This window comes from Brevibacillus sp. RS1.1, assembly GCF_013284365.1.
Classification (GTDB): domain Bacteria; phylum Bacillota; class Bacilli; order Brevibacillales; family Brevibacillaceae; genus Brevibacillus; species Brevibacillus brevis_D.
On record NZ_JABSVA010000001.1, the window covers coordinates 806,391 to 819,322 of the forward strand.

6 protein-coding genes are annotated in these 12,932 nt (G+C 48.6%); 1 reads left to right on the forward strand and 5 read right to left on the reverse strand.

All coding sequences use genetic code 11. From position 1 onward, the window contains the following. Nucleotides 1-313: 313 nt before the first annotated feature. From HP570_RS03715 to HP570_RS03735, 5 genes are read right to left on the reverse strand one after another with little or no spacing between them, the layout of a single operon-like run. Complete coding sequence (locus HP570_RS03715; protein ID WP_173624925.1) at nucleotides 314-1,738, reverse strand: phosphoglucomutase/phosphomannomutase family protein; 1,425 nt, start codon at nucleotides 1,736-1,738, stop codon at nucleotides 314-316. A gap of 19 nt (nucleotides 1,739-1,757) precedes the next feature. Beyond that, nucleotides 1,758-3,719: a glycoside hydrolase family 15 protein gene (locus tag HP570_RS03720; RefSeq protein ID WP_173624926.1), complete on the reverse strand. Its 1,962-nt coding sequence runs from the start codon at nucleotides 3,717-3,719 to the stop codon at nucleotides 1,758-1,760. 18 nt (nucleotides 3,720-3,737) lie between these two features. Further along, a complete protein-coding gene (locus HP570_RS03725) occupies nucleotides 3,738-6,143 on the reverse strand; it encodes a sugar phosphate nucleotidyltransferase (RefSeq protein ID WP_173624927.1) in 2,406 nt (801 codons plus the stop codon). 30 nt (nucleotides 6,144-6,173) lie between these two features. Next, nucleotides 6,174-9,011: a 1,4-alpha-glucan branching protein domain-containing protein gene (locus HP570_RS03730; protein ID WP_173624928.1), complete on the reverse strand. Its 2,838-nt coding sequence runs from the start codon at nucleotides 9,009-9,011 to the stop codon at nucleotides 6,174-6,176. Between the two features lie 10 nt (nucleotides 9,012-9,021). Beyond that, nucleotides 9,022-9,642 carry a DUF4912 domain-containing protein gene (locus HP570_RS03735; RefSeq protein WP_173624929.1) on the reverse strand — a complete coding sequence of 207 codons (621 nt, stop codon included), beginning with the start codon at nucleotides 9,640-9,642 and terminating at the stop codon, nucleotides 9,022-9,024. Between the two features lie 337 nt (nucleotides 9,643-9,979). Here HP570_RS03735 and HP570_RS03740 point away from each other — a divergent pair, with 337 nt between their 5' ends. Continuing rightward, nucleotides 9,980-12,907, forward strand: a complete 2,928-nt coding sequence (locus tag HP570_RS03740; RefSeq protein WP_254495007.1) for a collagenase — start codon at nucleotides 9,980-9,982, stop codon at nucleotides 12,905-12,907. The last annotated feature ends 25 nt before the right edge of the window (nucleotides 12,908-12,932 follow it).

Below are 12,932 nucleotides of genomic sequence, written 5' to 3' on the forward strand. Positions count from 1 at the left end.
TAAAGCTTTGAAAGAATGAAGAACCTCATCAGTTACGTCAGAGAAGAATATTTCCAGACGTAGCGACTTGTGGAGTCCTACCAAGCGGAGAAGGGATTTGCGGGCAGAAGAAACGCAACCGTGCCCGTACGACGAAGCGGCTACCACTTTTGCGTTTCCCCGCGAATCCCTTCGGAGCGGACAGTCTAGCCCACAGCAGGACGTAGCCTGGAGCCTAGACTGGAAATATTCTTCTCTTCTCCGCAGCCGCATAGAAGGACCCCACGCAAAAAGAAGAACCTCGCACATTATGCAGGCTCTCCTCGTCAACTTTTTACACATTAATCTCCAAAAACCATTCATGAATCGCATCTTGCAGCTTCTGCAAGGCTGTCGCACTCGTTGCTTCACAATAAATGCGCACCAAAGGTTCCGTGCCAGACGGACGGATTAAGACCCAATGTCCTTCCTCGAGCAACAGCTTGACCCCATCCACTCGTTGAATCTCCAAAACCTGATAAGGACCAATGAGTGCAGGTGGCTTGGCGATCATTTGCTGTACCCATTGATCTTTTTCCGGCAATTTCATATCAAGCCGCGTGTGGAACAGCTCGCCGAATTGCTCGTATACGTCTCGCAGTATTTGATCGATTCCTTTGTTTTCATACGCGCACATCTCGGCGAGCAGCAAATTGATGAGTACGCCATCCTTTTCCGGGATGTGACCGAGAATACTCGCCCCGCCACTTTCTTCTCCACCAATGAGCACGTCGCCTTTGCGCATTTCCTCACCGATGTACTTGAAACCGACCGGCGTCTCTACGAGCTCCAGACCATAATGCGTAGCCATTCGATCCAGAAGATGCGTGGTTGCAACTGTCCTGACAATCCGTCCGGTCAAGCCTCGATTTTTTCGCAAATGATAGGTGAGCAGGACCAGTGCTTCATTTGGCGTGAGATACTGTCCGAAGCGGTCGACGACTCCGAAGCGATCTGCATCCCCGTCATTGGCAAGACCAAGAGATGCCTGGCGTTCTACGACTTCTTTTTTTAATAACTGCAAATGCTTATCGTTTGGCTCTGGCAAATCCCCTCCAAAAGCCGCATCCGGGACTTCTCTGATTCCGACGTTTTTTACCCCCGCTTCTGACAAAAAACCGCTCACGTAGCCCATACCCGCACCATGCATGGCATCGACAACAACGGACAAGGACGAGTTATGCAAAACATCCATGTTTATCATGCGTCTCAGATGCGCCTCGTAATGAGGACGCAGCACAATGACTTGCAGAAGCTTGCGGGCCTTTGCTTCCGCGAGGGAAATCGCACGCACCAAGTTGGTCTCGTAGGTTTCGGTGATCCATTCTTCCAATCTTTGCGTGATCGCAGGCGTTGCAGGTCCAGCGTACTCCGGAATGTATTTGATGCCGTTATATTCGGGTGGATTGTGGCTGGCCGTGATCATGATTGCACCACTCGCTGCAAAATGCTTCACTCCAAAGGCTACGGCAGGCGTTGGCGCTGCTTCGTTCACCAAATAAGTCCGAATGTCATTGGCGGTCAGGACAGCTGCAACCTCCTCGGCAAAGCGTCTCCCCAGAAACCGCGTGTCATGCCCGACCAAAACAGGCTGCTCCTGTTGTCCGATTTCTTTGGTATAGCTGGCGATGGCTTGTGCGACAATACGGACATTCTCGACGGTAAAGCCATCTGCGATTATGTCGCGCCAACCGTCCGTACCGAAACGGATCGTTGTCATCTCCTCATCTCTCCCTTCGTTACCGCAACTCATTCACCTTCTCCAAATAACGCAAAACAGTGGCGACATAAGTAGCATGCGACCACGTCAGGGGTGCAACGGATACGGGAGCACCTGTATACGGATCGAGCTGTTCGGATAGCACGCCGCTTTGTAGGGCATGCCGTACGACCCAGGCCAGTCTGTTCTTTGGCTCTTGGAGTTCATCGAGTGATTTTGCCTTGGCAATTTCCCAATCAGCCACCCATAAGGTGCAAATGATCCATGGATTTCCCGGGACCTTAACCGTGTCATGTGATTTTTTGAAATAGTAATCCCCTTGATAGCGAGCGATTCCACCGATCGCCGTGTCTACGTGCAAACTCTTTTTGACAGCTTCCATTGTCTGCGCAACTCTCGGATCGTCTACAGAAAACACATCAAGCGCAAACAGAGCGAACAAGCTGCTCTCCACCGTGAAATCTTTTTCGACACTCCCATCTGCTCTTACATAAATCCCACGCAGAAAACGCCCGATTTCAGGGTCGTACAGATGTTTTTCCATTGCCTCACGAATGCGCTCTGCCCCTTCTGTGTAGCGTTTGTAGCGTCGATCATCCCCGAATAGCTGGGCGAAACGAGCCGCAGCCATCAAGCCTGCGAAAACCGTAGCACTGGTAAACGTAAAAATTCCCCGTCGCTCTTCCCATAAGTCGTAGCTTGGTTTTGGGAGTTGCAGCTCTGGATGGACATACTCTAGCAAAAAGCGAGCCGCCGGACGAACCAGCGTAGGATAGAGCGCTTGGCAATCTTCAATTTGCTTGCCGCTCTTGTATTGCTCCCAGAGGGCGTACAGTACGAGTGCCGTCTCATCCTCCTGGATCGGAAGCTGAACCTCTCCGTCAACAATATACGGATGCCAACTGGAGCCAACAGACCCGTCTGGATTGTACTTGTGCTGCAAATACCCGTCCTTGTTCAAGGCGTCCGCGCAAAATCGAAAAAATGATGCGACCACTCCCGTGTAGCCCGCTTTCGCCATCGCACTCGCAATCAAAGCCCCGTCTCTTGGCCACATGTAGCTGTAATGATCGCGATTAAATTGGAGAATATCCGAGTCATTCGCAGCGAGAATCGCTCCGTTCTGATCGATTTGCGTACGAACGAGAAGCAAGCTGGTCTTGTACAGATTGACAACCTCTGCCGGAAGATCAGCAAAGTCCCGCTCTTCCTTATTGACCCAACGCTGCCAATACACAGCGACCCGACTGAGCAAACTCTCCGGATCACTTTCGAGTACATATTGGTTCAATCCTTTGACATCCTCATACGATTCACCAATGCACATCCAGTAAAAGAGTGCCTTCTCTTCTTGAGGTTGAAGGATGAGGGAAAAAGAGATCGTACTATCTACGGAGCCTTGTGCAATCGGATTGCCGGACAAAAGGCCATCCTCCGCGTCCCTCCAAGTCCCCTCCGCATAGTTGAACCGCTTGATCCCGACGCTATATTGATCGATCCCACCCGTATCCGTTTTTCCATTCGCCATGATATACACATTGCGCTTGTAGTGATAAATCGTACGCAGATTGGGATCAAAAACAGCAGTATCCCCTACCTCTGTCTCATTCAAGCTGAAATCGTGATTGAAAAACAGCCTGACCTCCCGAACCTCGCTCGTCAAATTCCGAACGCACACCTTTTTCAAATAAATCGGGTCACGCTGATGCACCCCATCTGCGATTTGCAAGGAGATACCCAGATGTTCATGATGCGCATGAACATCTGTCACCAAAGACTCCTGTCCGTATCCGAGCCTCCGCGCCCAGCCGTCTTCATCCAGCCAGGAAAAGCGACCTTGCACCCAAATCCCCAGCTTGCTAAAGTGTCCCCCAACATGATTCAGCTGACCAACATACGGAAAATACAGATCTCGCATGTGCAGCTTGTCATCAAAATTAATCAGCAGTTTTCCGTTCCCGACGACGAGCGGTCTCGGCATGCCTTCACGTCCTTTTCGTTATAGGCTGTCGATCTCTCTCTTTTCGTGAAACTGATATTCGGCAATTCGTCTCGCGTAGGAAGAAGCAAGTGTAGCCGCGGTCTCTGCGGTAGCCCCTTGCGAAATTACCTTTACGTGCGAATCCTCTGAATCGGGTAAAATCAGTACCCAGCCATTCGAATCGTATACCTTGATTCCATCAACGAGCTCGAGCAGCTTGCCTTTGTTTTCTTCCATCACTCTGCGCATGACCTTCCCTTTTGCTGCCCATGGGCAAAAAACAGTCTTTTTCTCCATATGGCACGCTGGCAACAATTCCAGCAGAACGCTAAGCGGCTTTTCCTCAGAAGCCAGATAAGAAAGAATTCTCATGAGGCTGTACACAGCGTCAAACATTGGATGAAAACGCTGTTCGCTCGATACCTCCATCATGGATCGCGGTGAAACCTTGGTGCGTACAACCTCCATTTGCAACAGCTGGGCCATATGCTCCAATTCAATCGGTGCACTCACAGGAAGGCCAATTCGCCGATGTTGACCACTGCACGCCAATAGCTGCAGTGCCGTGATCTGTTCGGTTGCGAGCTTCTCTCCATGCTCGGTAAACAAGACAAATTGCTCGCCATTTTTATCGAGACGAACGCCCAAATCCGCTCCCTTTTTACGAATACCTTCTTGTATCGAGCTGTAATCGACAGTAACTCCCAGTGCATGCAAAAGAGGCGCAAGAAAAGTCGGGAAAAAACGCTGTTCACAATCGATCAGCAGGTGGAAGCGCTGACGCTGGATGGACGATACATTCAACTGTTGGACCAAAGCATGGAGATAAGCTTCTTGTACGTGATGCTCGACTTGCAGTGCTCCCAACCGATTCAGGTTGCGAATATAAGTCTCTTGCCAGTAGGCATTCTCAATTTTGCGCTCCAGATCACGAGAAATCGGCAAGCCTGCATGATCGATGAATTGGATAACAATCTCTTTATCATCCACTGGCTCTGCCATATAAATATGTATGCCGCCTTTGCAAGCCAGAGAGCGCACGCCATACCGGATCAAGGGTGAATTCCCAATTCCGAGATCGACCGTATCAATTCCGGAAGAGCACAAGCTCGTCATGATGCTATGCTTCAATAATTGAGCAAAAGGGTGTGCGCATGCCGAGAGCGCAATTTTGTCCCCCGCTTGTAGTAAATACGCATAGGCAGCAGCAAGTCTTGTAACAAATTCGGGCGTGATGTCAACATTACCAATGCCCTTGATGCCGTGCGTCCCAAACAAATTTTTGGTTTGCTTGGCACCGTAGATAAGCGAGGTGGTGACAGTCGCATTTTCCCCGACTTCCTTATCCGGCCAAATTTTGATTCCTGCCTTTACCACTGACTTCGCCCCAATGAGGCACTGGTCTCCGATGACCGCCCCTTCCCCGAGTTGTACGCAATCTGCAATTCGGGTGTTGCGGCAGAGAGTCGTTCCTGTGATCTCTGCTTTTTTCCCAATGACACTGTTTTCCCAAATGATCGTTCTGGACAGCTTCGTACCGGAAGAAATCACCGTATTTTTCCCCAGAATGGAATAAGCACCTACGGCAACGCCAGCTTGCAGGTGTACATTTTCACCGATATAGACAGGGCCTTCCAAACGGACCGATGAATCGATGCGAACATCATTTTCCAAGAAAATACGCGGTGCGATTTCCTGTGCTTTTATTTCGAGATGTACGCGTCCATCCAGCAAATCAAACTGGGCTTGTTGGTATACCTCTAAAGAACCAATATCAGACCAATAGCCGCTTGCCTCATAGCCATATAGAGGCTTTGCTGCTTGTAAAAACGACGGGAAAATTTCCTTGCTGAAATCCACTTCCCGCTCCTCTTCTATATAAGACAAGACCTCTGGCTCGCAGACGTATATCCCGGTATTCACCGTATCGCTAAAAACCTCCGCCCAGCTCGGCTTTTCTAAAAAACGGGTAATGCGTCCGCCCTCGTCTGTCATGACAACGCCAAATTCCAGCGGTGTTTCAACCCGCGTCAAAATCAACGTAGTCAGTGCATTATTTTGCTCATGAAAACGTATGGCTGCCGACAAATCGATGTCTGTCAACGTATCTCCACTGATCACGACAAAACGCTCATCGAGAAAATCCGCGCAGTTTTTCACGCTGCCTGCCGTGCCCAAAGGAATGGCTTCTTCAAAATAGACAAGCGAAACACCGTAGCGAGATCCATCACCAAACGTATCGCGGATGACGTCAGGCAGATACTGGAGTGTCACTGCTATCTCTGTAATCCCATGCTTTTTCAATAGATCAATCGTGTACTCCATGCAAGGCCGGTTTAAGAGTGGCACCATTGGTTTTGGCGTGTGGCATGTTAACGGACGTAGTCGTGTACCTTTTCCCCCAGCCATGATTACTGCCTTCATCTTCTTTTCTTCCTCCTTCATCGTTGCAATCTAGGTTGTCATGCCGATTTCCGCAGGTACGCTAAGTGAACGGTATAGATCGATGGTTTGACTAGCCAGAAGTGTCCAGTTGTAAAACTGCTTAACATCTTGCATGGCCGTTTGGGCCAGTTGATGCCGCTGATCAGGGTCGCACAGTAGCCAGCGGAGTTGATTCGTCAAGGATTCAGGGTCGCCTGTGTACATCATGGCGCCGTTTTCGCCGTGGCGAACGATCTCTCGCAGCCCTCCCGTATCCGCAACCAGAACAGGAGTCCCTAGAGCCATCGCTTCCAGCGCAACAATTCCAAAAGGCTCATACAAGCTCGGGAATACTGCCACATCAGCCAGGGCGAACAGCTCATCTCGCCTTCCATCGTCTACGAAGCCCAAGAAGCGGACCTGTTCAGAAAGTCCCATCTGATGAACCAATAGCTTCCACTCGTCTTGCATCGGTCCTCTGCCTGCTATGAGCAACCTCGCATGCGGAAACTCAGCGCGTAGCCTTGCCATAGCTTCTAACAAGAGGTGAACACCTTTTTCCTGAACCAAGCGCCCTACAAAAAAGAGAACAGGACCATCCCCTATCGCCAATTCCTGTCGAAGCTGTTCACGATTTATCTCCGTTAGGGGAATGAGATCGACACCATTGTGAATGACACGTAAATGGGATGAAGGTGTTCCGAACAGGCGCTTGACTTCCGACTCCATATACTTGCTGCAAACGATCATTGCGTCAGAGCTTTGTGTTAGCGTACGTTCACACTCATGGATCCTTTGTTGCAACGGTGTATGAATACCTTGATGCCGACCATGTTCCAAAGCATGAATCGTGCTGACGAGCGGAAGAGAGTACCTCTGTTTCAGTTCGATTGCAGCCCAGCTAACTAGCCAATCGTGAGCGTGGATGACATCTGGTCGCACCCCGAGTGACCAGAGCTGATAGGCAGCATCGACCATCGCCAAATTCAGTTGAAACACCCATGCCAGAAAGTCGGCTTGTTCAGAAGGAATGTACGTAGGCAAACGGTGTACGTGAACCCCTTCCATCATCTCCTCTACGGCGCATGAATCTGTCGCACGTGTCAGCACATGCACCACGATTCCTTGCTGGGCAAGATGCCTGGCGAGATCGTAGACAGCCCGACCTAGCCCCCCTACTACATGAGGGGGAAATTCCCATGCAAGCATCAAAACTGTTTTTGTCGAAGACTGATCTTGCGCAGCCGCTACCAATTGACGCGATACGTTCACTCTATGCGTTTGTTTAGGCAAATAGAACGTGATATCCACGTTAGGAAAGATCGGAAAGTCAGCTTCTGCTTGTGTAATTGCCTCTTCATCCAGTCGATGCTCTCGATACATCACCAAGAGAGCCCGCATGCGAACCAAATGGTCATGAACGCGTTGCACCGCATACCGAGTGACCGTTTGACCGTCTAAAATAAACGCCCAATCACTGCTTTGGGCCAGCATCAATTCCCGTGCAGCCTGCTTGAGGCACCGTAACGCAAGCTGATCTCCTTTCTTTTCAGAATAGGTAATAATCGCTGTGATCAATTCCCGCTCCGCTTGATGCAGATGCCTGTATATCCAGCCATTGTTCTCGTTCAGCCAGACTTCTCCGTAGCCATTTCTCCCCCATGTTGACATCGGCAAGTGACCGCGATCCTGCTCTGGATACTCCTCCAAATATTCAGATGGTGTCATTAATTTCACTTCTTTTGAATCACACACCGTTTTGCGCATGAGAAAATCCAAAAACTGCGGACCCTCGAACCACCAATGACCAAACAGCTCCGCATCATAAGTGGCGACGACCAATGGCTTGCGGTCCATCCATTGACTGGCTTCCTCCACTTGACGCTCTCGGTGATACAAGAAATGTCCCGCATGTGACGCTGCTTTTTCGCGCGCCCAGCTTGGCTCATACCAGTCTTTATCCCCTTGTTTTCCGGTGATCCGATAATATTTCAAACCGGTATGCACGCGAATGCCTTCAGGATGGATGTACGGCTCGATGTAGCTCATCTCCCTGTCAAATCCGATATCCCGGTAGTATTCACGGTAGTCATAGTCCCCTGGATAACCATCGATCGAGCTCCATACCTGGCGGGAGGCCACTTCATCACGGGCAAAGGCAGCCACATCATGCGGCGTGAACAAGGGAGCCAGCAACCCTCTGCGAGGTAAAGGCGTCGCATGCTCTATCGTGTGACTGTCTACAAAGAAATACCGAAGCCCTGCCTCTTTCAGCAAGCGATCCAGTCCAGGTGTATACCCGCACTCTGGCAGCCAAATTCCCTTCGGACGTCTTCCCAGAATCCGCTCATGCGTATCGATCCCTACCAGAAGCTGTGCCCGAATCGCCTCTTCTGTTTCCACATAGGGCAAAAAAGAGTGCGTGGCTGCGCAAGTGATGAGTTCGAGGCATCCACTGTCCGCGATATGCCTAAAGGCCTTGATCAGTTGAAAATCCCACTTGCGGCAGTAGGCAATGATCGTTCGAAAACGCTCCACATACATTTTGGCGATACGGTTTTCTTGAGGTTGACCTGCGGTTCGTTTGACTTCCTTCCCAGCCAATTCAACGGTTTTCGCTAGATGTGTGCGAAAACGCGTCACGATCAGATCATCATCCAGCATGGAAAGTAATGTCGGAGAAATAGCAAGGGTCATGCGAAAAGCGATGCCGTCTGAGAGGAGCTTGTCGAAAACCATGAGCAAAGGAAGATAGCATTCCAGCATGGCTTCATATACCCAGCGCTCTTCCAGGCGATCGTCCCGATCCCCGTGTCGGACATAAGGCAGATGGGCATGCAACACGAGGGAGAGATAACCTTTGTGCACAAATGACACCTCACTTATTTGATGTTTTGGTATACAACGAGTAGGAGGAAAAGTTCTCAAACCAGGAAGGTGTAGCTGGATCGTGGGCGGGCTCCACTAACGGTTCCCCCCAGCTAGCTTTTGAATGGCGTGGAGTAACTACCGTTTCCGAGCGTAATATCGGACAAAACCGATTGTGTTCATATAACCCAAAATCAACCATATATGTACGTCCTGGCTCTACATCTTTCACGTACCAGGAATAAGCCTCTTCATGTACGAACACATCTCGGACGGAATGCGCATTTTTTCCATCAAATAAACGTTCAGTCACATCATACAGACGCAATCCCTTCTGAATGTGACGATAATCGGCTTGGAGGTACGAGGCGACCATTCTCATGCGTGGCCAAGTGATTTCCCAATAGATGAATAACACAGTCGGTCCTTGTGCCATGACTTTGACAATGTCCCGACCATAAAACGCAGGTAATTGCCATTCCAATTCCGTTCTAGCGGGAGGTGGTGCCTCTGGCTTCGCACGGTCTTTTTGCAGGCGATACTTCACTTGACCGATCGTTAAGCCGATCTCTTTGGCAATTTGTGCAATGGACATGGATCGTGAACGCAGTTCGAGAATTTTTTCCAGCATCTTCTAACACTCCCCTCCGCCAACTTCGCCTATCTGTGCTTTCCCAATGTCAATCATAGCCAATGCTGCTAACAAAGACTGTCGAATGCTGAATGCACATCCCTTCTTCTTTTGTCGATCAACAATCATGTTTTCGTCACAGGCATACAAAAGTCGCTCTCCTTCCATTCTTACAAAGCGACTTCTCGAGACATTCTTTTCTTTTTACCAAATAGGAATAAAGTTCTATATTCCATCACCTTTTGTTTTATTTGTAAGTATTTTCATGTTGGATACCGATACTATAAAATATTCACTTATACTTCCAAAATGAATGAAAAAGGAGTCAACAAAAGCTATGAATCGTTCATGGATTAGCATGGTAACAGCAGGATCAATTGCCATTTCAACGGTAGCAGCAGGCTTGCCACTAGCAGCTCAAGCTAAAAGCACGCAGCAACCCCCATCCCAAGAGCCCATCGATTCCCAGATTGGTCATACACCCGTTCAGGAAAGCATGTCGAAAGCACAGTTACGCCAAGCAGCCAAACAGGAGAAGTACAGCATCTCGCATCTGAAAACATTGGACAATTCAGAGCTTGTTGAATTGTTGAAGGAAATCAGTTGGACGCAAATCCCTGAGCTGTTTACTTACAACGACGACACCCAGGAATTTTATGAGGATCGGGAGCGGGTTCAGGCCATCATTGATGCGTTGCAAGAGAGTGGCAAGAACTTCACCAAGGATGACGAGCAGGGCATCCATACCTATGTAGAGGTTTTGCGTTCGGGGTATTACTTGGGGTACTACCATGATGAATTAAAGTATTTGATGGAGCCAAAGTATAAGCAAAAGATTATTCCAGCACTTCAAGCTATTACTGCCAATCAAAATTTCGCCTTCGGGACAAAGACTCAAAATGAAATCATTAGTTCAACGGGAAAATTAATTAGCAACACGACTGTTGATTCAGAGACAATCGGTACTCTGTCAAAAGTAATGGAAGACTTTAACGACAATCGGGATAAATGGTCAGATGATCGCGTAGCAAGCGAGGCCTTTTACAGCGTCCTTCAAGGTATTGGCTATGTTCTGATTTGGGGAGTAGATGATTCAGGAAGAGATGAGCTGAAAGGTAACATCGACGCATTTCTTGACCCCATTTTTGACATGGCAGAAAATGGGGAGACTTCCGCTGATCATGTATGGTTGACGAACAATGCCCTGTATTACACAGGGAAATTAGGTAGCTACTACAGTGATCCAGACAAAGCCAATGACATATTGACGAAAGCGATGAAAACGTATAAAAAGATGAGCGAGCCGTACTTCACTGCGGCGCAACAAATCGCGGAAGCATATGGTGAGGATGCCAATGGCCAAAAAATCGATCTCGAGGAAATAGTAAAGGAAGGCAAAAAGCATTATCTTCCGCAGCAATTCACCTTTGATGACGGAGCCGTTGTGTTCAAAACGGGAGATAAACTCACAGAAGAACAGGTTGAACGCTTGTATTGGGCATCCAAGGAAGTGAAGGCACAATTTCATCGTGTCATCGGAAATGACAAGGAGCTGGACAGCGGCAATCCGGATGATGTACTGACCATTGTCATCTACAATACGCCTGATGAGTATAAAATGAATCGCTTCTTGTACGGGTACGACACCGATAATGGTGGTATCTACATCGAGGGTACTGGCACTTTCTTCACCTATGATCGGACAAAAGAACAAAGCATCTACAGTCTGGAAGAGCTGTTCCGTCATGAATTCGTCCACTATTTGCAAGGCAGATATGAAGTGCCGGGCATGTGGGGACAAGGAAAGATATATGAAAACAGTCGCTTGCCTTGGTATGAAGAAGGCGGAGCTGAGTTTTTCGCAGGTTCTACCCGAACAGAAGGAATCAAGCCTCGCCAGTCAGTTGTAGGCAATATTCGAAATGCAGCGCCTTATCTCGATTACACTGCGGCCGATATGATGCATGCCAAATACGGAACCCTGGCATTCTATGACTACTCCTTCGCGCTTCAGTACCATCTATTCAAGAATGATTTTGCTCGTCTGGATAAAATCAATGATACGATCCGTTCCAATGATGTATCTGCTTATGATGACTTAATCGAAAAATTCAGCCGTGACCGCGCTCTTGAACGTGGCTATCAAGAAACAGTAGAAGATTTGATCGAACAGTATGAAGAGTTGGATGTTCCTCTCGTTTCAGATGATTACCTACAAAAAGTAGACGTGACGAACAAAGAAGAGGTTTATCGTCAAATCGCAAAGGTTGCTTCTCTGGCCGATGCAAAAACAGATGAAAAAGACTCTGGAGATTTCCGCAGCTTCACGTTGCGTGGGGTTTATACAGGTGGAGCTTCCCAAGGGGAATATCAAGATTGGCAAGAAATGAACCGCCTCACAGATGGCTTCCTCAAGGAGTTATCGGATCTTTCCTGGAATGGCTACGACACGGTTACGAGCTACTTCACCAATTATCGTACGACAAAAGATGGACGCTTTGCCTATGATGTCGTGTTCCACGGGAAGCTGGCTCAAGAAGATGGCTCCGAAACGGAACAGCCAAACCCAAATCCAAATCCTGAAGAGTCTTCCCTTTCATTAGGTAAGCCGATCACGGGTATCATTCATCCACAAAAACCGAGTCAGGAGTTCCGTCTCGATGTGAAATCAGCCCAACAGCTTCAAGTAGAGATGGAAACGAAGCAAGGAGATGGCGTGGCATGGCTTGTATTCCACGAGTCCGATAGAGAGAACTACATCTCCTATCCCACCAAGCGTGAAGGCAACAAGCTGATCGGATCATTCGATGCGAAACCAGGGACTTACTATGTGACTGCTTATACGTATCGTACAGAACAAGAGGACCAACCGTTTCGCTTATTGGTTACGGGGGAAGATCGCCCACAAGAGCAGCTCTATCAAGAAAACGAGAGCAATGATTCTACCGAGCAAGCAAATGGTCCATTAAAGATTGGCACGACTGTTTCAGGGGACATGAAAGGAAACGATTGGCAAGATATCTTTGCCTTCCAAGTAGATAAACCAGAAGAAATACGTATTTCTTTAAACCCTCAAGAGGGACAAGGTGTGACTTGGATGCTCTTCCATGAAGGAAATCTGGATCAGCCTGTAACGTACCCGCAAGAGCGGGAGGGAAATCTGCAAAGTGCCCATTATCAAGTAAAGCCAGGCCGTTACTTCTTGTATGTGTACAAATATCAAAATGAAGATATTGTGTATACGGTAGAGACCAAGCAGCGTTAATCAGCAAAACAAAAACACCCCCAAA

Excerpts from the sequence above, each read along its gene's own strand:
- HP570_RS03715 (WP_173624925.1), bottom strand. The coding sequence starts at position 1,738 with ATGACAACGATCCGTTTCGGTACGGACGGTTGGCGCGACATAATCGCA.
- HP570_RS03720 (WP_173624926.1), bottom strand. The coding sequence starts at position 3,719 with ATGCCGAGACCGCTCGTCGTCGGGAACGGAAAACTGCTGATTAATTTT.
- HP570_RS03725 (WP_173624927.1), bottom strand. The coding sequence starts at position 6,143 with ATGAAGGCAGTAATCATGGCTGGGGGAAAAGGTACACGACTACGTCCG.
- HP570_RS03735 (WP_173624929.1), bottom strand. The coding sequence starts at position 9,642 with ATGCTGGAAAAAATTCTCGAACTGCGTTCACGATCCATGTCCATTGCA.
- HP570_RS03740 (WP_254495007.1), top strand. The coding sequence starts at position 9,980 with ATGAATCGTTCATGGATTAGCATGGTAACAGCAGGATCAATTGCCATT.